This window comes from Nitrospinaceae bacterium (assembly GCA_018669005.1).
In the GTDB taxonomy this organism is placed as follows: domain Bacteria; phylum UBA8248; class UBA8248; order UBA8248; family UBA8248; genus UBA8248.
Genome location: JABJAL010000104.1, coordinates 1 through 23,547 on the forward strand (window position 1 = coordinate 1; position 23,547 = coordinate 23,547).

The following is a 23,547-nucleotide window of genomic DNA, read 5'->3' on the forward strand; positions in this document are numbered from 1 at the left end:
AATATTCGGCCAGGTTCAGGACCATGAAATTGCCTTCAGCTTCCCATTCTCGCTCGCCGATGAAATCATGAGTGGCCTCGAATCCACCCACAAGGCTGGCGCCTCGCGCTACCCCGTGACGAACTGGCTGACCTACACCGGCGGTTTTCCGCCCAACTATGAAAACTACCGCCAAATGCTCGACGAGGTAGACCCACCTACAGAGCCGCCAGCGGAACCACCCGAAAATGATTAATCAGGATTAAAAAAATGACCGGGAAAGCTATGCCCCCCCCGGTCATTTTTTAGATATCAGATTAAAACTAAGCCTTTTCCCCCTCCCGGGAATAAGCGTAGGCCAGCGCAATACCAAAAACCAGATGCAGCAAAATAGACGCAATCATCGGCACCAATGGCTTGAAAAATGGTCGCGGCGTAACCGTCCCGCTTACAATCATCGCACCTATCGTGGTAATAACCCCAACCGAAACACCTTTGAGCCAAACATTATCTCCCGGAATTTTATCTTCCCACCTGGCATACATCATCCCCAAGATAAGACCATTGGCAAAATGCGCAGCCTCACCCAACCACAAGGGGGATTGCCCGAAAGAGAATGCCATCAGCTTTCCAGGGTCCATTCTCGGCAACCCGACAGACACCCCCCACTGGCCCGCAACCGACATGATGTAGGTTGCGATAAGACCGCATACAGCAGCCCTGAAATAATTTGGACGCTCCATTTCTTTGTCCTCCCAAAGCGAAATTCAGTTGACGGATTCGACGCATAACAAGAGCAGGGCAGGCAATCAGAATCAGATTGCCGAAAAGAGCGCCCAACGGCAGAGAGAATTCGCCATTTCAAGGGCATCGCCTGAAACTATTTAGACAACTTAAATTTCTACCCTTTTGGGTAACACCCTCATTTCCATCTAAAACTGAAAACATCACCATATTATTCCTGTTTGACCAAGATCCATTCCGATTTTCCTACTTCCCGGGCCTTGTCATATCGACCGCCCAAAAAAATCGAATACCCCCATCCCCCCTGCCCAATGGTGTGCCGCCTCACAAAACCCTTATTTACAAGGCATTATCTGTGTGGCCCCTCACTTTTTCCCCTCTTGAGGGCATGCACCTTTATAATAATCTGCCTAATATATGAGTTGTGAATAGGATTTTGAGGATGGAACTACCGGTCCGATTGGGCCATAAGCATCGAGCACGACACGGAAACTGGGAGGTTTCCAAAATGAAAAACAAGAACACACTCTCAACAATCAGCGGGTGGATTCGCCGGCGCGTGATTAAAGACAGCCAAGGCGTAATCGTCGCGGTCATCGCCCTGCTCTTGCCCGCCATCATCGGGATGGGCGCGCTTGCCGTCGATGTGGGATACATGTTCGTCGCCAAGAGCATCATGCAAACCGCCGTGGACGCCGGTGCCCGTGCGGGCGGCGCCATTCTCGCCGGCGGCGGAACCCAGGTTGAGGCCGAGGCCGAGGCAAGAAGTTATGTAGGCCAGAACATCGACAACTCTACATTTATGCAAGGAGCCACGGCGACAGTCACATTTCCAACCTCGGAATCCATCCGCGTGGGAATCGAGCACACGCTGCCGCTTTTCTTCGCGCCCATCATCGGGATGGACAACGCCACGATAGACACCGGTGCCACCGCCGAGCTCGCATCCGTCCGAGCCATTTCGCCGGGCAATCTCGTTCCGTTCGGTATCTACTGCAACAACGAGGGCGGCGGCTGCTCTGGTCAGCTCAGCGTTGAGCAGACTTTCTCAAGCATGCTCCGCCACTGCGGCAACGTATTCGGCGCCAGCGGGAGCTCGTGCAACTACTCCTCAGACACACCAGCCGATAGCGAAATTTTCCTGACCGGGCTCTCTTTCAACAACAACAACTCCAACGGCGAGCTAAAAGACGAGGTTGAAAGCGGCTACTCGGGAACGGCAACGCTCGGCGATGTCCTCGGCGCCCTTCCCGGCACCCGTCAGGGCTGGCAGAGTTCAATGCGAAACCGCCTGAACGCGGGAGACACAGAGATGACGCTTCCAGTGATCTCGCCGGTGGACTCATCAAATGGCTCGGTTGCGATCGTCGATTTCATCCAGGTGAGAATAACCAGTTTCAACCCCGGCTCGGCAAGCGCACAGGATGAATTTTCCTTCGAGATTATCCCGGCGGCGGTCTCGTCCACCGAATTTGCCACCGACGCCGAGGGCCTCGGCATCAACTCCGTGCTGGGTGTGCGGCTGACAAACTAGCCATAGATTTAATGGCTAGGTCGAAAATTAGTTCTAACTTTTATTCGATTACCCGGCGGGGGGGCTTACTCCTTGTTCGGTTCTGGAAACTCATCGGGCCAATTATCCACAACAGCCTGAAGGTAGGCCTTCATTTTACGAGGGTCTGGCTGCAGAAATCCCGTGTTATCCGCCACCTTATCCGCCTCATCCAAGGGCAACAGCAATGTGTCATGGAGACGATTGCGAAAGTTGAAGTAGCTGATGATGAAGGTGAGTTCAAAAAGTTCTTGATCGGAGAAAAGCTTTTTGGCGCTCTCCTGGAGGTCCGGGCGGCTCTTGGCGGTGTTTAGCGTGACGTGCTCGGCCCAGACCACCGCCGCCTTCTCGCGATCCGTCAGGAGTGGGGAGTCAGTATAATTATCCGAGAAGACGACCTCGGCCTCCTCGTCCGTGATACCCGCGGTCCGACCGAGCGCGGTGTTGTGGTTCAGTCAGTAGTCGCAATTATTGAGCTGGCTGGTCTTGATGATGGCAATCTGTTTTATTTTCGAGGGCAGGATGGTGCCCATCCCCTCGCGCAGGGTGTAGACAAGGGCTGCCATGATTCGCGACAAGAACGGCGAATTCACGCTCGCCAGCTGCGAGTAAACATGTTTCGTGCGAATGTTGCTGAGGATTTCAAAAGTACGCTTATGCTCGCCCTCGGCTTCGTCTGGATTGATAAGCTTAATCAGTGCCATTGAAGTATCTCCTCCGTCCCCAAGGTATTCAGGGGTATTATTTCTAATTGGGCTCGGGGAACGCCTCGGGCCAGTTATCAACCGCCTCCTTGAGATAGGCCTTAATATTTTCAGGGTCCACACGGATGACAAACTCTACCGCCTCTGCCTCATCGTCCTCGCCGGGCGGCAGTCGCAGTGAGTCGTGCATGCGATTAAACATATTATAATAACCACACAGACCGGTCAGCTCCATTATCGCGGTGGTGCTAAAGCGTTTCTTTAGCTCCGCGAATCCGTCCTCCTCACTTCGTGCCGTGTTAACAGCTATTTGCTCGGCCCACAGAATCGCCGCTCGCTCGCTTGGGGTAAGTAGGGGGGAGGCCATGTAGCCATCCGAGGCGATAACCAGGGCCACCTCGTCCGTGATTCCGGCGGCCCGGGCCAGCGGGGTGTTTTCAGCCAGGCAGTAGGCCGACCCATTCACCAGGCTTGTCTTGATGACGGCCATCATTTTGATGCGCGAGGAGACGACGCCACCCAGCCCCTCGTGCAGCAAGGCGATACGCAGAGGGATGTAGCTTCTTCCGATAAGCGGGATGTGCGCCCAGGCGCGAAGCGAGGCCGGTATCCGGCGGTAAAGGCGCGACACCAACCGGAAATAACTCGCCGCCTCTCCCTGTGCCGACTCGGGACCTGAAAGCGAAACGATGGGGCCCTTCGCCCGAATACGCTCGGCCGCACCGGGCAGGAGAACCTCATCCAGGCGACCCTTCGACATTGTGCCTTTAGCGGCTTCCGCACTCTGGTCCGGATCTGCCTCGGTGGCGGGAAAATCATCAGGCCACATGGAAACGAGGCTCTCATAGTAAGCCTTGAGCTTGTCGGTATTTACCAGCACAGAGGTCTTTATTTTGTTGACCTCGCCGGAGTGCTCGATAGGAAGCTGGAGCGTGTCATGAACCCGGTTTGAGACGTTGAAAAGCCCGCTGATGGCGGTCAGCTCGACCAGCTCGGCATCGTTAAAATGCGGGCGAACCTCATCAAGCACGTCGTCTCGATCGCGGGCCGTGTTGGTCGTTACGTGCTCGGCCCACAGCACTGCCGCGCGATCGCGTGCGTTGAAATTTTTTGAAGTCAGATAGGCGTCCGTCCCTATCTCTTCGTTTTGCTCATCTGTGATGCCAGCCGCTTGCCCAAGCGCCGTGTTGTGCGCGAGTCAGTAATCACAGGTGTTCACATGGCTCGTCTTGAGGACGGCCATTTCCTTGATGCGGCAGGAAAGCACGCCCCCGCCTCCCTCCCGCTGAATGGGCACATGGAAGGGCAGGACGAGTTTTGCGATGTAGGGGATGTTCGCCCACGAGCGAGAGGCGTTCGGTGCGCGCCCCCGGAACTGGATTGAGGCGGCTAGAAAGCGTCCGGCCTCCCCTTCCGCTGTTTCTGGATCGATGATCGGTAATCTAGCCATCGTAAAATCTCCTTGTCTGCCGCCAGAGGGATGATTTGCCCCCAAGTCACAAATCAGGCGGCAATCAAAGTCCTTGCCCCTGTATTACCCAGAACGCTTACAAAGACCTAGCTACGCTTCAAGCCTCTTTAGTTTAGTAAAACAATTAAACGGCCTTCCAGTCGTCGCGCTCTTCCCACTGATCGAAAACCTCCTTGGCCGTCAGGAGCGCATGATTCGTCTTGGGAAGCCCGACATAGGGAGCGCACTGCACGATTGTTTCGATTATCTCCTCGCGGGATGCACCGCGATTCAGGGCGCCCCGCGTATGCATCGCCACCTCGCCAACATCATCTTGGCCAATGGATGTGGCGATGACGATGAGTTCGCGCGTTTTTATGTCGAGGACAGGCTGATCCCAGATTGTGCCCCAACACCACTCCTCAATACTCTGAGCATACATTGGAGACAACTCCCTGAACACTTTCATGTTCGGCATATCCCGGCCCAGGCTTCCACCTTGAATCTCTATTCCTTTTTTTACGCGATCTTCACTCATCGAGAAATCTCCTTGTCTGCGAATTAAAAATTCATAACAAATACGACCGTGTTGTGGTAAAAATCCACAACACGGCCCCACCAACAAAAAGAAAAGCAATTCCCCCCTGCATCAATATTGAAAGGCGGAACCACGAGTGATTTTGTATACATTGAGATTATTGGAATTATGCGGCAACGTTTTAAATTTAGCGAATCATGACGTTGCTTTATTGTATCCAGAGCTTCCAGACGCAAAAATTTCATAGAAGAAGGCGCATCGAGATTCTCGCCCGCAAATATAAAACGAGGCGCCGGATTTGCGCAGCCAAGGCGCAGGAAACCGTTGAGTGGGGTTAAAAAGATTTATGTAGCGGGGAGGTTTCTAAAAAAAACGAGGCTAAACTTTTTCGCCCCTACGACGCAGATCAACCAACACCTTAAAAATACCTTTCTTGGCGATGGTCTTGATGCCCCGAGCCGAGACGAGGAGACGAACCCAGCGTTTTTCCTCGACAACCCAGAAGCGCTTGTAATGCAGGTTGGGCTCAAAGCGGCGGCGGGTGTGACGACGTGAGTGACTAATCGCATTGCCGTATACAACGGCCTTGCCCGTGACGATGCAACGGCGTCTGGCAATAGAAATAGTTTTTCCACGGGGGGCCATTATTTCGTCTCCTGGAACAACACATGCTTGCGGCAGAAACGGCAAAACTTCTTAAACTGAAGCCGATCAGGCGTGTTGCGCTTATTCTTGGTGGTGGGGTAGCGCATCTTTTTACAGTCAGTGCACTCGAGTAGAATCTTGTCTCTCATGAAACCGGTATCCCATCCGGAGCTATAAAAACAACGCTTTCAAGCGGGCTCCAGCACGCCGCCCGAAAAAGGAGAATTATTAATAAAGGATGGGGCAATAAAATTCAAGCCCCCCGCTGACAATCCTGCGCCGCGGCAAACAGCGAATATCCATAAGAACTTAATTAACAACAACTTAACTATTCACAGAAAAAAAACTTTATTGAAAAAAACTACAATTCCAGCCCGCTTACGCCTTTTCGTGGCTTCAAGTCCTCTTCTTGAAAGTTCCCTCGATGGGCAGATCCTGGCCCACGCCCTGCGCCTTGGCCCGCTTATAGAGCTCAGCGCCAATGGCAACATCCTCAATTCCAACGCCCTGGCTGAGGAACATATTGATCTCATCCGCCGAAGCGCGCCCCGGCATTTTCCCTGAGGCTATCTGGCCAATCTCAACCACCTGCCCCCAGGTGACGGCCCCAGCCGCAACAGCGCGCACCAAATCGCCGCTCTCAATCTTCGCGCCATCGATGTCATCGGTGGCAATACGACCGCGCGCCGCCCGGCGGAAAGTCTCATCGTCCACCTCGCGGTTCGTCACGCGGTTCGAGCCCGCAGGGATAACCGTGGTGCCCGGCTCCAAATCCCCTCCGTCAAACACGGGCTCTCTTGCCGTCGTCATCGTGCATACAATTGCAGAGCCTTTCACTGCCTCGGTCGCGCTCTCTACCGGCACAAGCTCGGCGGAAACTTTATCTTTCATCGCGGCAACAAATTTTTCCCGCTTCTCCGCGCTCCGGCTAAAAACTTTCACCTGTTCAAGTGGTATCGCGCAGCAAAGGGCCTCTAGCTGGGTCCTCGCCTGGGAACCCGAGCCGAATAGCCCGGCCACTTTTGCGTCCTTCCGTGCCATGTAGCGCGCGCCCACCCCGCTCGCCGCGCCGGTGCGAAGCTGGCCCAGAATATTCGCCTCCATCAGCGCCACAAGTTCTGCCGTGTTCGAGTCCCAGAGCAAAACAATAAAGCGCACCCCGATGCCCGGAAACGTCGTATAGGCTTTCATCCCAAAATAGCCCACGCCGGGAAGCCCCCCGTACATCACCTGAAGCGCCCCCTTGGGCATGTGCAGCCGCCGCCTCGGCTGGTTCGGCGCCTCGCCCTCGCCCTGCGCCTTAAAGGCATCGTCCACCAGATCGAGCACATCAGGCATCCCAATTAAAGACTTGATTTCATCCTCACCTAGATAAAGCACAGTGCACTCCTTTATATCGTTAAAAAATTAATTTAAAAAAATATTAAGACTCAGGTAAGCGCGACGGCGCAGAACGTTACCGTGCCCTCTGGATCGGGCCATTGGCTATAGTTCAAAACCTCGCCGCTGGTTTCTTCCATCGCACGGAGCATGGTGTAGATAGGCGCAAGGCCGCACACTTTTCTGGCGTCGCCATCGGTCGCCACGCTCCAGTAAAATGCCTCGGCATCCCCCCGGCAAACAGCATCGAGCGAGGCAAGGTCGGCCGCCTCAAGCGCCTCAAGTTGCGCCTCGTCCACGGGCCGCTCGTCGCCGAACTGGGGCCCGACGTGGGCCAGATCGACACTCGCGAGATAACAAACTTTTCGTTCCGCCGCCTCAAGCTCGGCGGTGGTTTCTTTAAGCGCCGTGATGAAGCCCTCGACCTCATCGTTCCCCTTCGGGGATTTTCCACTGGCGACAAAATCGCCAAACGAGCCGACTAAAATGGGCACGAACGTAGGATGCTTTCCTCCGGCAAGATGGCCGCCTTCCGAATAGAGGTAGCGCAGGAGGACGGCCTGGAATTCGATGGAGTGCTCGCCCCGCTGGGCGAACTCATCGCGGTACAGATTCATCGGCGCGCGCCGGGCCAAGCCCCCGATATATTCTTCATCCACTTCCATGAGCCCGAGGGGTGTTTCAAACCCCTTGTTGGTGAGCGAGAAGATTTCAAGCGTTGGGGCATGAACCGTGCCCAGGACGACATAGACATCGGCATCGGCCCGCTCGGCCGCCGCCCGGTAGCTCCAGCCAAAGGTGGGGCCGCCCCGGCCAAAATCGATATGGGGCGCAATGAGGCCTTTCAAGGGAGCGCCTGCGGCGATGCCTGGGGCAGTGCCGTTTCGCTCTGGGGGCCCGGGGCCGCCTTCTGCCGTGAAAAAACCATCGATCTGGCTGCGCAGTGCAGCCGGGTCGGCGTCATAGCTTTTACCGGCGAGAAAACTTGGCCTTGTGGGCGCCTCAAGATAATCGTTCACCACCTTTTGTTGCCACTTCTCGAACCCCTCGCCGTCAAGAAAATGCGCCGCCTCGAGCCGAGAGAAAACCTCATAGATATTCTCCTCGGGGATATCGAGTTTGTGTTCATCGAGAATTTCGCTGCGGATCTCTGTTGCCATGTGCGAGCCGTCGAGGCGCTGGAGCACGGGAAGCAGTCCCATCGGCACGACCAGGACAGCGTCGGTTAAATGGAGCGGGTCCCTCAAGATAATGACCTGCTGCCCCTCGTGCTCGGTGGGGGTGGCCTCTAGTTGTCTGAGCCGTGGGCGCATTTCTTGTTGGTTCACGTAGCCTCCAGTTTTTTGGGCGTCTGCCGACGCTACCGGCGGGAATCTTAAATGATGCGCTCTGATGAGGCCACCATCTTTACTCTGCGGGCCGCCCGAAGCTTTGAGCCGTCAGGAGGGAGACGAGTGTCAGGGCCGCCATGGCATACAGGGCCGGGCCAAAATCGCCTGCGGCGTCTCTAATCGCGCCCGCCGCCCAGGGCCCGACAAACCCGCCGAAATATCCGAGCCCGATGATCATCCCACCCGCCTGGCCCACCGATGCCGCAGGCACCGCCCGCGCCGGATAGCCCATACACAGAACAAACCAAAAATTCATCGCGAAACCGATAAGAACGATTCCAAAGGCGGCGGCCCACCTCCCCGAGGGGGGAAGCGCCACGAGAATCACGACAATCAAGAGCACGCAAATCATCACCATCCGGGGGATGCCGCCCACCAAGGGAGAAATTTTGTGTGCGGTCAGCACGGCTATTATCCCGAGCCAAGCCACAAAGGACACGATTAGGGCCGCCTGACCGAGGCCCCAGCCCTTGGACTCCAAGATCGAGGGGAACCAGCCGATCCCCGTATAGAAAAGCACGTTGTTGACGAACAGCGCCGCTGTCACGGCCCAGACGGTGCGGCTGCGCCAGGGGGAGAACGATGACTCTCCACCGCCACCTGACTCCTCATCACCGATTTCGGCCAACGAGCGGCTACCGACCCGCTCCCAGACGATAAAAGTCACGAATAGCGCGCAGGCCCAAATCAGATAACCGCCCCGCCAGCTCGACTCGGCGCTGACAAAGGGCACGCTTGGCAAAATCGAGGCCATAAAACCACTGAAAGCCACCCCCATCGCCGCACCCGTGACAACCGCCGCCGTATAAAATGCGGCCGCCGTCTCTCGGCTATCGGGAGGTGCCGTCTCCCGCGCCACTTTCGGAAGAACCGGAAAAATTAATCCTGCCCCTGCGCCAACCAGTGCGATCCCTATAACCAGCTGCCAATAACCCCACGACCACACTCTGAGTAAGCCGCCAGCAAGAACCAGCAGCGCACCCAGCCGGGCCATCCTCTGAACCCCCAGGCGATCGACAAAGACACCTCCCATCAAAGCGAACAAGGTTATCAGCGGAAAAGGAACCGACAGCAAAAACCCGCCCTCGGAGTAACTCAAGCCCATCTCGCCCCTGATCAATTCCACCAGCCCGCTCGTCGAAACCAAGGACCCGAAAACGGACCACGTAAGAAAACACGCAGCCATCAACGTCACATACCATCGAGAAGAAGCCTTGGCTGTCATGAGGATATCCCCAGAAGATACGCCGAATTGCCGCCCATCCACTTTTCGATGACCTCGGGCTTAAGAGGCAGCGCACGCGCCTCGGCAGCGATCTCGGCAAGGGACATCGACATAAGCGGCCAGTCTGTTCCAAACAAAACTTTGTTTTGCAAAACCGAATTTCCGAAATGAAGCAGCATCTCCCAACCAGAATTAGGCGTTGCCAGATACTTCCACCGGTGGCCTGAGGGGTCGATATAAAGATTCGGATGCCGCCAGGCAGCGGCCACCATCTCCGGCACCCAGGGCCAACCACCGTGCCCTGCAATAACCTTGAGCTCAGGCATTTCCCCGCAAAGCCGATCAAGCGCAAGGGGCCGGCCCAGTTCCATGGGATGCGCCTGCGCCCAGTTGGTCGAGGTGTGAATCCAGACAGGAACACCAAGTTCGATACATTTTTTGTAAATTGGCCGATAGGCCTTATCATCGGCCGGAAGAAGATGAAGAAATGGACAAAGCAGCGCCCCGTGAAGACCCAGCTCCCTCACCCCACGTTCGAGTGATTTAGCCGCATCCTCTTTATTCGGATCAACCCCCATCATGGCGCGAAGCCGATCTGGATGCGCCCTCACCGCCCCTGCCAGCGCCTCCGGATCAAGGGGCCTCGCCCCCGTCGTACTCTCTTGATCGATGCTAAACACCACAGACAGATCGTACCCCGCCTCGTCCATGTCCAGGATAAAATCACCTACCGGGCGCCCACGCTTCTCGGATACTTCTTCGATGAAATCATTAACTTCCGAGGCAGAGCGCTCCATCGTCCTTTGAATAAATTCCTCTTCCCCGACGCCACAAAATCTCGAAATCCCCTTCGAAAACATGCGAAAATATCCAGGTATGGCGGCCCACCCCGAAAGCCTGGCAATGAAAGAAGAATGAACAGGAAGGAAGCTGCATATATCAATCAACATCGCGCTTTCCTTTTGCTTTTACCTGGCTCCCGGCAAATTCTGTTTCATTGCTTTGGATGCCTTTTGACTTTGCCCCAAAGCGCCGGGAGAATCGGGCATTCCGAAAAGCGAGGTCGCAGAAAAAACAGTAACAAACAACAAAACAGCAACAGCAAAGCTTGTACGGGGGGCATTGCCTTTTTTCTTCAACACACTCGCCAGCATTTCGACCAATACAACCACGCCCACAACCAGGACCCCGGACAGGGACAACAAAACAATGTCACTTGAATAAATGATGGCACGAAGAGGCACCAAACCGTCAAACAACCACCATCCACTCACCCAAGCGACCAGAAGAATGACCGCAAACAAGGAAGGCGCCGCTCCCATCTGTATTAAAAAAGCGCCTTCTGAAACCGACACGCCTCTTTCCCAGTAAAACGAGCGCCGCCCGATCAACATAAGAAGAATACCTCCCACCAAAAAGGAGGAGAGCAACGCAACAACAAATCCGAACAAAAACGAAGACGAGAAAAAAACACTAATAAAATCTTTCCGCATATCCCGCCAGAGAGAGTCATCTACCGCACCGGCAATTAACGCCGTAACAATAACCGATGCCCCGACTGCCGCCACTCCAGCGGCTACAAGATAAAGTAAATCATTTTCAGACCAACGAGAAGTTTTTTTCGAAAGGGTGCAGAAAGCGCCCCACACAAAACACAACAATGGGACGGCAACTGATAAAGGCGCCATGAGAATTATTGCCGTCATTAAAGCCGGAGAATGTCTTAACGAAACAAGATGAAAGGACAGCATCCCGAAAATGAACACCCCAGAGAGGCAGAGCATGGAAATTCGCACAAGAAGATCAGCCGACGTGAAATAAGATTTCTTCCCGTTACGACGCCCCCAAAAACGCATATGGGCAGCGAGCCAGGGAATCGCCACCAATGCGCACATTGAAATAGTGAAAATCGTCACGGCTAAAGAGGTAGCCAACTGGCTCGAAATCAATAATGCTGTCGCAGAAAAATTCATTTCTTCTCCCCCACCGCACCAAGAACTTGCTCTTTCACTTCAGCAGGCGGCTCACCTGACTTTGTTTGCTCGACCTCGACCGGCTTACTCATTTCTTTTTTTCGCCGGGGCGGGCCCAACCTTCTCTGGCTCTTTTCCCTCTTCCGTGGTCGGCATCTCGGCTGGCTTAGCGACACCCTCATCTGCGGGGGTTGGGGCCTCTTCCTTAGAAGCCTCTGGTTCGATTTCCGTGGAAGGTGGCGGCGTCTTTTTTATCTCATCAGATGCAGCTTCCGCCGGGGGGCTTTCACCTTGAACCGGGGTCTTCGTTTCATTTGTCTCCGGCTTGGCGGCGTCAGCCGGCGCCGCCGATTTCCCCACATCACTGGCCGGAGGCGGTTCAACGGAAACTGGTTTTTCTTCCTCGGATGACTTTTCGGAAGAAGGCGTCTCTATAGCTGGCTTTTCCACTTCGCTCGCTTGGGGCCTAGGCGGCAAAGGCTTTTTCACCTTTACCGGCACAGGAGGAGGCTCAGGAGGACGAGCGATAAGAGCAGCACCCGATTCTGAAAGACGGGACTTGATATAATGGACAAGCGCCAGTTTTTCACCTTCCGAGCCTGCGAGAACTGGCAAAGCGGGATGGCGCGTAGACAATTCATCCAGAAATCGATTCACATCCCCAAAGTATTTAACCTCTGATAGGGAGGGTATGCCTCCTCTTCCCATCCAACTTGAATGACAGACAAAACATTGCGCCCTAAAGCTAAAAGCCCCGAGCGCCAATTTATCAGGAGGACTGTCATCTGTTCGCCATGGGGATGGCTTCCAAATCCCCGAGGCAGCCAGTTTGCCGATATCAGAAACGAGAATTCCGTTGCGAAACATATGCCCCTGTATCACAAACGGGCCAGGGGAGGTGCTTCTGAGCGACTGAATTCCCCCTGCCTGAATCAAGAGCGCGACGACGACAACCGCCACCGGTGATTTTCCGAAACTCTCAGGACGGCGCGCTGCCCAGAGAATCAAAATCAAACCGAGACATACAGCCACAACGGCAATCGCCCCCGCGAGTGTAATGACCGGCAAGCCCTCGAAAAACAGGATAAAAATCCACCACATCATCGATGCCGCACAAATAAAGGAAGCGATCGCAGCCCATTTCCCCAGCCACTCGATAAGGGCGGCGCGCCATATATCATCCCGTTGATTAATGGTCCAAATCATTCCGGCGCCGCCCGCCATGGCGAGCGCCCACGAAGACCAGACAAGGTAAGTGGGGATAAAGGAGGGATTGAAAACAGCGTCCCGGGTCGAAAATGTATTGAGCCAAAAATGTGGCGTCAGGGAAAAAGCACCTGCCGAGATGGGAACAGCCAAAGCAACCCAGAGTCCAACGGCTGCGATTGAGCCAGCCAGCAAATGGAGCAGAATGTTATTTCGCCACCTGGACCATGTGTTGATGTAAGTGAACAAAGATACTGCCGAGATCAGCAACAACAGCCAAGCGGCATACGCTGGGATTTCAAAAATCCTCAGCAACTCGGCGGCGACTGCGGGATGCACGGATACAAATACCAGCCACAACAAACACCCTGACATGCCGACGCCGAGAACAGCAATTCGAAAAATGTACGTTGAAAAAGTTCTCGCAAACTGCTCCCATCTCGGGTCCATGCTTCGTATGCCGCGAACCTGAGCAATGAGCACGTACATAAAACCGCCCACTACCAGACCGGACAAAGTCATAAAAACATATGACAAAAAGAAAAGGAGACCCGAGGCAATGGAAGGTGATATGTCAAAATAAGGAAATTGCACGCTAGTACCTCTCAACCACACATCGGTGCCCGTACACCGGACACGAAAAAAACCGCCTTCAGAGACAGCCTAGACCTTGGCCACACCCCTCGCACGGTAGCGCCCGAGTTTTTCCTCGTCCAGGGATACACCCAGCCCGGGCTCCATGGGAACGGGTATCCGTCCACCGCTGATATCGATGACGGGCGTCACTACGTCAGCCACCATTTTTTCAGGACCAACGGATTCAATCGCTGGCAAAAACGCCTGTGATGTCGCAGCAACATGAACCTCGGCGAGCGTTGAGGTTGTCAACGCGAAACCATGGCCGATGACGAGCCTCATACCAGCCGCCTCGGCAGTGGCTACCATCTCGCGGGTGGCAATGAGGCCACCTTGCTTCATCACCTTGACCTTGACGATGTCAGCGGCCTCGGCACGAATGATGTCGAGCAGACTCTCGTGCCCGTAAACACACTGATCGGCCATCACAGGAAAATTAATCGAGCGACGGACCTCGGCAAGTCCCTCAAGATTCTCTCGCGGGACAGGCTGCTCGAAAAGTACTGGAGCAGCGCTTTCGACCTCCATGGCAAAGGCGACGGCATCCGCCACCAGGCCATAGGCCTCATTGGCGTCAATGCGAATATCCATCGCATCGCCCACCGCCTCGCGGACGGCAAGAACACGCGCCGCATCGGACTCGATATCTCCAATCGCCTTGACCTTACAGGATTTCCAGCCCCGCTCCGAGAAGTCTTTGGCCTCGGCGGCGGCGACCTCAGGCGGATTCGCGCCAATCCATGCGTTGAAGAAAATCTCGTCCCTGACCGCGCCACCCAATAGCTCGTGTAACGGAATGCCGAGCGCTTTGGCATGGATGTCGGCAAGGGCGATGTCGAGGGCGGATTTGGCCTCGAAAAGACCCGGCGCGGCCTCATCCATCGTCATTCGTGCCCGTCGCGCCTGGCGGGGGTCAGCCCCAAGAAGCGCCGGGACCAGGATGTTCTCGATGGCATCAGCCGTCTCGTCGCGTCCGGCCGAGGAGTAGCCGCTAAGGGGCTCTGCATCCCCGAGACCATCAAGCCCCTCGTCCACCCGCACCCGGACAAGAACACCGGGTTGAAGGTTATGATTGTGAGTCGCGTTTTTGAAAAAACCCTTCATGGGCATATCGATTCGGTGGACTTCGACCGAGGACACCTTCATCTCGACAACCCCTCATCGCTAAAAAATTGATCCTAGTATTCTATCAGAGAGCCAACGGGGCGTCTCCGATGCCAGGGGGGCCCAAAATTATCTCAATCAGCCTGCGAAAGCGCCGCCCGGACGGCCTCCTTTGACACCTCATCGACCTCAAAAGCCCTTTGCTCCCCCGACCGCAGAAAAGTAAATACCACCTCACTCACGGGCAATCCCGATGCCGCCTCGACTCCCATCGCGTAGACAGTCCCCTGCGGGCGGTAGTGCGCCGCCCGACCGTCAACCCTTGAGCCGCTTACGGCGTCGGTCTTGAAATCGACCACGACAAGGGCGCCCGCCTCCTCAAACACGAGGTCGGCCACCCCGCGGATGAGCCGCTCGCCCTCGATCATCAAGAACGGCAACTCCCGGTAAACGCGCTCGGCCCACCCGGCACGCCCGGCACGCCGGAATATCTCCATTTCCAGCGCCCCGGTGATCATCGAGAGCGCCTCGCCAGCGTCTTTATCCCCGAGCCCCAGGCCAATCGCTAGACCGCGAGCCACGCCATCGAGCGCACTCACCGCCCCGACCTCATATATTGTGAGCCGCGCCAGTAGGTCGTGGACCAGCTCGCCGAATTTCTTACCGCCCGGCGCCCCCTCGGCCTCGAGCGCCGAAACGCCCCAGCGATCATCCCCATCCTCCTCTTCCCACCTCTGAGCTACACCACCTGCGACCAATTCCGGGAGCAGGCTCGGCTGCACCGGGCGCACGCTTTTTGAAGTCGCCCCTAGCCGGCCCAGCGCCTCTCGCACCGCCTCATTATCACGCTCCTGCTCACGCACCTTTGCGTCATCAACCTCAAACGCATCCTCGGGCAAACGGCTCACTTCTGGCTCATGAAACGCCTCGGGAGCATCTGCCACAACCTCTTCCATCAAATCGCCCGCGCCACCACCTATTCCTTCCTCTAAAATTGCCCAGAGATTTTTACCTTTCCCATCCTGCCCCTCGGGCACAATGAGCCAATCCCTCGCCCGCGTCGCCGCCACATAAAGCAGCCGCCGCCGCTCGGCTTCTTGAATCGCATCCTCATGCTCTTTTGCCGCCGCATACCCAGCAGAAGATAATTTTCGATTACTAGAGCCTGTCTTGAGATGAACGCGCCCGCTCTGCCTGTCCGTGATCTGGCTCATCTCATCTGCCATGTAGCCACCACCCATGTCCGCCAGCGCCACGACAGGAAACTCAAGCCCCTTTGAGCCATGAATCGTCATCATCCGGACAATTTCCTCGCCCTCATCCGCCACCGTCTCCTCGGACTCTTTTGCCTCCCGGCCAAGCGCAAGCTGGCGTCTAAGGTAGGCCGCAAACTCGTCCACCCCGCGCGCGCCGCCACCCGAAAACTCGAATGCGATATCCAAAAGTTTTAACAAGTTGGCCATCCGCCGCTCACCATCAAAAACCGACAAGAAAAGCTCAAACGCCTGCGTTTTGTTAAATATTTCCTCAAGTATGGCACGTGGACTCACCGCCCCGCGCTCCTCGTGCATTTCTCGAATCTCTGCCGCCGCCTCCTCCATCTCATCCGGGTAGCCAGCACTCCCTTTCTGGAAAAGACGCCACCCGGCCAAATCCACATCAGAGAAACCATAAAGCGGCGAGCGCAACGCCGCCGCCATCGCCAAGGAATCCTCGGGGTTCGCCACAGCCCGAAGCACGGCGCCAGCCGCCGCTATCTCGATGGTCTCGTAGAACCCACTTCCCCCGTCGCTAGAAACCGGAATGTCGAGCCCCCTCAAAGCCTCCTCGTAAATCGAAAACCCCGTACGCGTCCGAAAAAGAAGCACGATATCCCCCGGCCTAACCGACCTCGGGTCTTCACCCTTCGGATGAATCTTCCTCCCGGAGTCGATGAGTTTCTTGATTTCCCCGGCAATCATCGCCGCCTCCTGGTGACGAAACAAATCGGCACCGAGTTTTTCTCCCGCCTCGGCCCCCTCACACTTGAGCAGGGAGACACGCAGATCCTCGTCCTCACGGTAGGCATTCAGAGGCTCGTATCCTGGCTGAACGGCACCTTGCTCCTGGATAAGTTGCGAGAACACACCGTTCACCCACTTCGTCACGCCGGGGGCGCTTCTAAAATTTTCCGTGATCGGAATTGATTTTCCACCCGGCGAATTTTCGATCAACTTTTTCGCCTCGTGATAGACGGCAATGTCCGCCCGGCGAAAACGGTAGATGGACTGCTTGGGATCGCCCACGACAAACAGGCCGCCACCACCAATTTTTATATTCCGCCAGTTTTCCGCACCACCATCATCACCAGCCAGCCGGAAGATCAATTCGGCCTGGAGGGGATCCGTATCCTGAAACTCGTCAATGAGAAAATGATCGTATCGGCCATGAAAATAGTTTCGGACCGCATCGCTCTCCCGGATGAGCCGAGCCGCATAATGAAGAATTCCCGCATAACTCAGAACACCCTCCTCAAGCGCCCGTGCGGCAAGGGTGTCGGTGTACCCGGCCAGGGAACCCGCCACACCCGAAATCACCTCATGACCGGCCACGGCGAGGGCTTTGGTCACTTCGGTGCGAAATCGCGTGACGTCTTCGCGAAAAATTTCCAAAGATTCCTCACTGTCCCATTTTTTCTTCGCCCCGCTGTTGGTTCTAGGATAGGTTGGTGGTTCCCAAAGGCCGCGGATAAAATCGGCCATGTCTGTATCAGATAATTTTTCGAACCATTCCATAACACCATCAAGCTGTTGAAACCCTTTATCAGTTTGATCTTCGCAGTGGAGGCTAGAAAACTCACTCCATTCGCCAATCACACTGCCGACAGGCTCCTTGATCTCGCGCACCGTCAAACCCACCGGCTCAGGAAACCCACCGCGCAACTCGGGCAGTTCAAGTAGTGCGCCACGAATGTCCTCAAGGTGTTTTTGACCGAATCCAAGTTCGAGAAACATCTCAAGGGCCTCATCTCCCGCCGTCATCCGCTCCCGCAGCCATTCCTCCCAAACACGATCCCTCAGGTTGTCATATGCATCCTGGTCCACATCCCCCGCACCGGGGCGAAGGCCCGCCTCGATGGGCCGCTCCTGTAAAAGCCGCAAAGCGAAGCTGTGAATCGTCGAGATGGGGGCTCGGTCGATCCGGTCAAGCGCATCCCGAAGCGATTTCCCTGCTCGGTCATCTTTTTCTTTTTCTACTTCTGAAGTCAGAGCCGCCCTGACTCTTCCCCTCAACTCGGCGGCGGCCTTGATTGTGAATGTGATAGCCACGATTCGCTCGATATCAATTCCCTCGTTCTTAACGAGGTGGAGCACCCGCTTAACGAGTAAGTCGGTCTTGCCCGTACCCGCGCCCGCCTCGACAAGAACGGGACCTTCCGTCCAGTTGATTGCGAGGTCCCGCGCCTTTTTATCTTTCGGATCTTTTTGGCCTTTCGACGGAGGGCTCATCCGGCTCTCTCCTTGAGTTCATCAAGTTCGATCCGAGAAGCGCTACCCGCCTTTCGCTTTGAGCGCGCCTCCCGGTCAGGCCCGCAAACAGAAACAAAATCGCAGTATCTACAAATATCCGAATCGGGCAATGGAAAAAAACTACCGCTCTCTATCGTCTCCGCATAAAAACTTAAGAGCGCCACCACATCATCGCGGCGGTCAAATATCGTCTCGGCCGGAATTTGAATCAGGCGGTAATCACCGCTCTCTGTGGGGTATGCATAGGCGGCATCCGGAGTGGCCACATCATCATATCGGGGTGCACAGAGCCGGACATAAAGGTCCACCTGAAGGCGCTTTCCGCCCTCAAGGGTTTGGATTTTCTTCACGGCACCAAGCCTACCTGTCTTGTAGTCGATGAAGCGAAGTTCGCTTCCACGTTTTTCCGCCAAATCAAAGCGACCCCTCAACAAAATCTCTTTCCCATCCTTCGTTTCCACGGACACCAAGTCCCCGCGCTCCCCGAAGTCACCTTCAACTTCTGCCGGGGTCCATTCGGGCTCGTTGAGATACATTTTATCGAGAAATTTTTGGAGGTCACGCTCAACTCGGGCTTGAAGAATGGCCCAGGGAACAGGAAGCGGAATCCGGCCATTGCCCTCCAGTATCCGGCTGGCCTCACGAACAGAATTTTCGATCATCCCCCGCCGCTTGTCCGGGGGCATTTCGCCGAATCCTTTCCCGGCTTCCATTACGTTTTTCCCAAAGCGCCTGAGTGCATCGTGATAGAGATTACCTCTATCCATCCCCTCTGCCTCAAGAGGAAGCGCTGCCTCGCTTTTATCCCCAAAACCTAGAAGACGTTTGAGTGCGAATTTATACGGGCAGGTGAAAAAATCCTCTAGGGCAGTAACAGCAATGGAAATTTCCTCTGGGTTCAAGCGCGCATTGATTTCTTCGAGCAGCCCGGGTGCGGAGAGCGCACCATCAAAAGCGTTGAGGGTGTCCCGCTCCCAGCGACCTCGCCAGGCGACGAGGCGTCTTTCGAATCCCGCTTTCACCGAAAAATCCGCGAGCGCTCCCATGGCGGATTTCTTATTAATTACATCAAACTCCCGGCCCAATTCGTGCTCAAGGAGCGTAAGGGGGCTTGTCTTGATGACATCGGGCTCAAGGGCCGCAGCAGCGGCGCGGTAGCCGGGAAGGAGCCGCAAACGCTCGTCGACCTCGCCTGCACCGGGCAGGCAGGCATCTACGAGATATTCGAGAAACAGGCTGGGCGGTGTCTCGGCTTCATCGCCAGCCCCTTTGCCTCCCCGAGGATAGCCCAGAGTGGCCCCGCACTCGGCGGCCTGGAGAGCCGACCAGAACAAAAACCGCTCCTCGGCCATCCGTGTAGATTTGAGCGGGAGGAGGGGCATCTCTCCATCCGTGGCGAGCGATTTATTTAAGAGCGCCCGGAGAGAGTCGGGCAGCAACGGGTCTTCGGCCCCCCGAGCGGGGAAAACGCCTTCGGCCATGCCGGGAATAACAACAGAGGAAAACGAGAGGCCACGAGCCTCCTGGAGGCTCATGACGCGGACCCTTGATTTTGTTCGAGGAGGGAGCGCGTCTTTTCCCTCAAGGGCGGCCCGCGCCCAAAGGCGGAATTCGGCGGCGTCGATATCGCCAAGAATCGGGTCGAGCTTGGCGAGATCTGATATGGCGTCGAGCGCTTTGTCGAATTCATCCGATACAGCGGTAAGGGACTTGAAAGCTTCGATGGCGGCTTGCGCATGGAGCGACGGCAGGCCGTTTTCGGGTAAATCGTTGAAAGTGGCAAAAATATTCTCAAGAGATTTTTTAAATATTTCGGCCTCGGGGTGATTTTTTTTTATTTTATTAAACGCTTGAGAGCCTAGGGCGGCGCGCCATTCACTTTCGCTCGAAACGTAGGGAAGCGGGCGGGTGATGTACTCCCACTTAGAGGCAAGATCGACGGAGGGGGGGTCGTTTTCATCTTCAGCCTGGAGAATTTCATTGAGAAAAAGCGGCGACTTGGAAAAGCGGCACTCGTCCAGAAACCGCATCAGGCCTCGGCGGGGGTAACTCTGCGGCTTTAGCTCAATCATCGAGAGAAAAAGGCGGCCAGCGAGGGTGGCCGCCAAGGGGCCCGCGTTTCCGAACTGGGCCTCGGCGCCGATGCCCCGAAAAATTTCCCGAAAAAGATCGGGGTATTTATCTCCCCCCGGAAGAAGGAGGCCAATTTCCCCACGCGCATCCGGCGGGCTAGCGGCATCTGAATAAAAAAACTCGCGGCTTAGCTCCCACGCCTCCCGGCTCTCAGAGGGCGCAGCGATGAGCTTGAGGGCCGTTTTTACAGGCGGGGCGGGAAGAGACTCCCGGCTAAAAAGGCTTTTGCCCAGCGCCTCAAGCGGGCGCCGCCTGGTGGGCCCAGTCTCTGCACGTGTGAACTCTCTCGATTCGAGCCAATCAATAAAAGGCTGGGCGAACTCACACGCCGGGGTGTCTGGCTCGGCGGGCACAAAAAACGCGGCGGGCAGCGGCCCGCACTGCTGCCCCTCGGGCGCTCCATGACAAAGGGCCAAGGCAAAGCGGCGCTGGAGCGCGTTCATATCGGCAAAGCCATAGAAAATAGTGGGAATCCCTGCCGGGGCGGCCACCGTGGCTGGGGCTGCCTCTAGAGCCTCGGCGGCAAGGCGGAGGACTTCGGTCTCATCGTAAAGATTGAGTGCCACAAGGCGCTCATGGATCGACTCGGCGATGAGGGCCAGATCGGCGAGGCGCTCTGCCTCCCCTTTCACATGGCCAGAGGCCGCAGCGCGAAGGGATTCGGGAGATAACTCACTTTCTTTCAAATCTTTATAGGTTTCCCAGGCCGCCTCTCCCCAGCCCTCAACTCCCACCGGAGGCCGGAGAGGGCCGAGTTTGGGCGCAATCTCCTCAAGCACACGCCTGGCCACGGCCTCCCCGCCGAGAGGGGGAAGTTGTTTTTTATCTAATTGATTAATAATGGGTTGAGCCGCTGATCGAGATATTCTCCCCAGCGTGTGGAAGGAGACGCCAGCCAGCGCCCCCCCTCTCGCCATGGCGATCTCAAGATGCTCTCTGAGTTGGCTCGAAATCACCACCACCCGCCGTGGGCGCAGGGGATCGCCCGTAGCAAATTCATCTAGAACAGGGCGAAGTTCCGCCTCAAGCTGGTGAAAGGGCGCTGTATAAAACCGCTTATCAGGTGCCGGACTCATGCCGTCCCCTGGCCTTGGGCGGGAAATTAGAGCGGTGTTCGATCAAGTAGCGCGAACGCTCTCCCCAAATAGCTCCTCGACCTCAAGCTGCCGGGGGGTGAGGCCCTGCTGATGGGCATAAAGAACCAGCTTTTCGAGCGTCTTTCTGTTTGCCTCAATTCCGTAGGGCCAAAAATCCTCTCCGAACACCTCGCGCGTCTGATCGAGAAAGGCCGGCAAAAGCGGCACCATCGCCGAGAGTGCGCCGATGTCTGAGATGCGCGCTAGGGTTTTGTCTTTCGCCTGACACATCGCCTCGTAAACATTCCGCAGTGCCCACGGGTCCTTCTCATAGACATCCTTGCGTAGAACCACACAATGCATGATGGGATGAATACCCGTGCGGCGATAATAATCGACCTCGGCCGCGCCATAGTCCGGAAATAGCCGCTTCACGTTTGGCGACCCCTCCCGGAAACACTCGGGAACCTGGTGAAACAGCGCCCCATCCACCTCGCCCGAATCAAGCATATTTGAGATGGTCTGGCCCGGCTCCATGTAAGTAACCTGCGCCCCCTCGGGCATCTGAATCGGCACGCGCGGCTTGATGGCCGCCACCCACTCAATCGAATTCACATCAAGCCCGTATTCCTCGGCAAGAATTCCAACAATCCAGACAACAGCGGTCATCCCCCACTCTCGAATGGCCACCCGCTTGCCATTCAGATCCTCGGGCTTATCAACCCCCGCCCCGGTGTTCGCATAGACCATTGAATGGCGAAACACCTTGCTCGGGAACGCTGGCATCCCCACAAAAGGGCTATCCCCGGTCCCCAGCAAATAACAATGCGCCCCCATCGACATTTCCGAGAGATCGAACTCTAAATCCTTACACATCCGGGTGAAAATCTCGGTGGGCGGCAGCGTCACCGCATTTAAATCAATATCCTCAGGGACAACGCGGCCCGCCGCGAGTTGCCCGGTGCGGTCGTAGTCACCGAATGCGGCATACAGTTCAAGCTTGGACATTCCTTAACCCTCATATAAATGACCAGCAAAATGCCAGTGTGTGGGAAAATCCATGACGAAAAATGCTTTTCAACGATCATCCACACTGGAGCCCAAACTGCAAGGAGGATTTCACCCCCCCCTCGAAAACCCATTCCTTGACCGCTTCAAGGCTACATGGCATTAGAGTAAGTCCTGTTTCCGGTTGGTGCATTTGCTGGACTCCCGATACTCCAGAAAAGGCGGCTTTCATGGCTATGCGCGTTCGAGTGGTTGTTTGCGGATTCGGGAAAGTGGGGCGTAATTTCGCCCGGCTTCTGGACTCAAAATCCCAAACAATTTCCTCCCAATACGGGATTAAACTGGAACTTGCCGGCGTTGGAGAGTTGAACGGGAGCGTTTTGAGCAGCGGTGCCATTTCCCCCGGAAAGCTCGCTGATTTTTTTGAAGCGCATGGCGACCTATCCGGCTTCCCCGACGCAGGCAAACCCGGCTTGGAGGGACTCGACATTATTAGACAAGCGGTCAAGCCGGACGTGTTAGTTGAAACGACACCGACGAACATTGAGACAGGAGAGCCCGCCCTCACACACATTCGCACAGCCATAGAGCGCGGGATGCACGTTGTCAGCGCCAACAAAGGCCCCTTCATCCGAAATTACCGCGAATTAAAATCTTTGGCCAAAAAGAATGACGCCACGCTCAAACTCTCGGCCGCCGCCGCCGCCGCCCTCCCGACGCTGGATGTCGCACAGACCTGTCTTGCAGGAACCGAGATCAAAGCCATCGAGGGTGTCCTGAACGGGACCTCGAATTTTGTTCTCTCCCGGATGCGAACGGGTGATGAGAGTTACGACGAAGCGCTCGCCGAGGCGCAGCGTTTAGGCATAGCCGAGACAAACCCCAGTCTTGATGTCGAGGGATACGACACGGCCAATAAGCTGGCCCTTATAGCGAACATTTCGATGGGCGCGGATCTCACACCCGAGCAGGTAAACCGCACAGGAATCACGGGCACTTCAGCCGAGCAGGTTCGCCAAGCGGCAGAGGAGGGGAAAATCATGCGGCTGGTGGGACGAGCCGTTAAGGACGAGCAGGGCAACGTTCGCGCCTCTGTCGCCCCCGAGCCGCTTCCTGCGAGTCACCCTCTTGCCAGCGTCGATGGCTCCGAAAAAGGAATCACCTACACTACTGACACCATGGACCGGGTAACGGTCTCCGGCGGGAAAAGCGACCCTCGCGGGGCCGCCGCCGCCCTTTTAAAAGATCTCATCAATATTTACCGCGCCCCATAAGCGGGCGCCTGGAGTAAAAC

General features: G+C 56.0%; 21 protein-coding genes. 3 read left to right on the forward strand and 18 right to left on the reverse strand.

Annotated elements, in window-relative coordinates:
• The coding region (locus HOJ95_16715; GenBank protein ID MBT6396340.1) for a hypothetical protein at positions 1-235 on the forward strand (235 nt) is incomplete at its 5' end.
• A gap of 67 nt (positions 236-302) precedes the next feature.
• On the opposite strand, the gene HOJ95_16720 is transcribed toward HOJ95_16715, so the two are convergent.
• Positions 303-722 (reverse strand): hypothetical protein, encoded by a 420-nt coding sequence (locus HOJ95_16720; GenBank protein MBT6396341.1) that lies wholly within the window; start codon positions 720-722, stop codon positions 303-305.
• Positions 723-1,231: 509 nt separating this feature from the next.
• Here HOJ95_16720 and HOJ95_16725 point away from each other — a divergent pair.
• Positions 1,232-2,257, forward strand: a complete 1,026-nt coding sequence (locus HOJ95_16725; protein ID MBT6396342.1) for a hypothetical protein — start codon at positions 1,232-1,234, stop codon at positions 2,255-2,257.
• Between the two features lie 65 nt (positions 2,258-2,322).
• On the opposite strand, the gene HOJ95_16730 is transcribed toward HOJ95_16725, so the two are convergent.
• The 17 genes from HOJ95_16730 to HOJ95_16810 all read right to left on the reverse strand — a co-directional run bounded on the left by HOJ95_16730 (position 2,323) and on the right by HOJ95_16810 (position 22,253).
• A complete protein-coding gene (locus HOJ95_16730; protein MBT6396343.1) occupies positions 2,323-2,613 on the reverse strand; it encodes a hypothetical protein in 291 nt (96 codons plus the stop codon).
• 117 nt (positions 2,614-2,730) lie between these two features.
• A complete protein-coding gene (locus tag HOJ95_16735; GenBank protein ID MBT6396344.1) occupies positions 2,731-2,979 on the reverse strand; it encodes a hypothetical protein in 249 nt (82 codons plus the stop codon).
• A gap of 43 nt (positions 2,980-3,022) precedes the next feature.
• Positions 3,023-4,060, reverse strand: coding sequence for a hypothetical protein (locus tag HOJ95_16740; protein MBT6396345.1), 1,038 nt, complete (start codon positions 4,058-4,060; stop codon positions 3,023-3,025).
• Positions 4,061-4,177: 117 nt separating this feature from the next.
• Complete coding sequence (locus HOJ95_16745; protein MBT6396346.1) at positions 4,178-4,429, reverse strand: hypothetical protein; 252 nt, start codon at positions 4,427-4,429, stop codon at positions 4,178-4,180.
• 145 nt (positions 4,430-4,574) lie between these two features.
• Positions 4,575-4,967, reverse strand: coding sequence for a carboxymuconolactone decarboxylase family protein (locus tag HOJ95_16750; protein ID MBT6396347.1), 393 nt, complete (start codon positions 4,965-4,967; stop codon positions 4,575-4,577).
• Positions 4,968-5,345: 378 nt separating this feature from the next.
• Entirely contained in the window at positions 5,346-5,612 is a 267-nt protein-coding gene (rpmB, locus tag HOJ95_16755) for a 50S ribosomal protein L28 (protein ID MBT6396348.1), read from the reverse strand.
• The gene (gene rpmG / locus HOJ95_16760) at positions 5,612-5,761 is read right to left on the reverse strand and encodes a 50S ribosomal protein L33 (GenBank protein ID MBT6396349.1); all 150 of its coding nucleotides are present in this window, start codon (positions 5,759-5,761) and stop codon (positions 5,612-5,614) included. Before rpmG ends, rpmB begins: the two co-directional genes overlap by 1 nt.
• 247 nt (positions 5,762-6,008) lie before the next feature.
• On the reverse strand, positions 6,009-6,992 hold the full coding sequence (locus tag HOJ95_16765) for an ornithine cyclodeaminase family protein (GenBank protein MBT6396350.1): 984 nt from the start codon (positions 6,990-6,992) through the stop codon (positions 6,009-6,011).
• Between the two features lie 50 nt (positions 6,993-7,042).
• On the reverse strand, positions 7,043-8,320 hold the full coding sequence (gene amrB, locus HOJ95_16770; GenBank protein ID MBT6396351.1) for an AmmeMemoRadiSam system protein B: 1,278 nt from the start codon (positions 8,318-8,320) through the stop codon (positions 7,043-7,045).
• A 79-nt stretch (positions 8,321-8,399) separates the two neighbouring features.
• Positions 8,400-9,608 (reverse strand): MFS transporter, encoded by a 1,209-nt coding sequence (locus HOJ95_16775; protein MBT6396352.1) that lies wholly within the window; start codon positions 9,606-9,608, stop codon positions 8,400-8,402.
• The gene (locus tag HOJ95_16780) at positions 9,605-10,558 is read right to left on the reverse strand and encodes an amidohydrolase (protein MBT6396353.1); all 954 of its coding nucleotides are present in this window, start codon (positions 10,556-10,558) and stop codon (positions 9,605-9,607) included. The genes HOJ95_16775 and HOJ95_16780 overlap by 4 nt, the downstream gene beginning before the upstream one ends.
• A gap of 18 nt (positions 10,559-10,576) precedes the next feature.
• Complete coding sequence (locus tag HOJ95_16785; GenBank protein ID MBT6396354.1) at positions 10,577-11,581, reverse strand: hypothetical protein; 1,005 nt, start codon at positions 11,579-11,581, stop codon at positions 10,577-10,579.
• Positions 11,582-11,665: 84 nt separating this feature from the next.
• The gene (locus tag HOJ95_16790; GenBank protein ID MBT6396355.1) at positions 11,666-13,276 is read right to left on the reverse strand and encodes a hypothetical protein; all 1,611 of its coding nucleotides are present in this window, start codon (positions 13,274-13,276) and stop codon (positions 11,666-11,668) included.
• 174 nt (positions 13,277-13,450) lie between these two features.
• Entirely contained in the window at positions 13,451-14,569 is a 1,119-nt protein-coding gene (locus HOJ95_16795) for a hypothetical protein (GenBank protein MBT6396356.1), read from the reverse strand.
• 92 nt (positions 14,570-14,661) lie between these two features.
• Positions 14,662-18,015: a UvrD-helicase domain-containing protein gene (locus tag HOJ95_16800; GenBank protein MBT6396357.1), complete on the reverse strand. Its 3,354-nt coding sequence runs from the start codon at positions 18,013-18,015 to the stop codon at positions 14,662-14,664.
• Positions 18,012-21,245 carry a hypothetical protein gene (locus HOJ95_16805; protein MBT6396358.1) on the reverse strand — a complete coding sequence of 1,078 codons (3,234 nt, stop codon included), beginning with the start codon at positions 21,243-21,245 and terminating at the stop codon, positions 18,012-18,014. The genes HOJ95_16800 and HOJ95_16805 overlap by 4 nt, the downstream gene beginning before the upstream one ends.
• 42 nt (positions 21,246-21,287) lie before the next feature.
• The gene (locus HOJ95_16810; protein ID MBT6396359.1) at positions 21,288-22,253 is read right to left on the reverse strand and encodes an ABC transporter substrate-binding protein; all 966 of its coding nucleotides are present in this window, start codon (positions 22,251-22,253) and stop codon (positions 21,288-21,290) included.
• Positions 22,254-22,483: 230 nt separating this feature from the next.
• Here HOJ95_16810 and HOJ95_16815 point away from each other — a divergent pair, with 230 nt between their 5' ends.
• Positions 22,484-23,527, forward strand: a complete 1,044-nt coding sequence (locus HOJ95_16815) for a homoserine dehydrogenase (protein ID MBT6396360.1) — start codon at positions 22,484-22,486, stop codon at positions 23,525-23,527.
• Positions 23,528-23,547 lie beyond the last annotated feature (20 nt).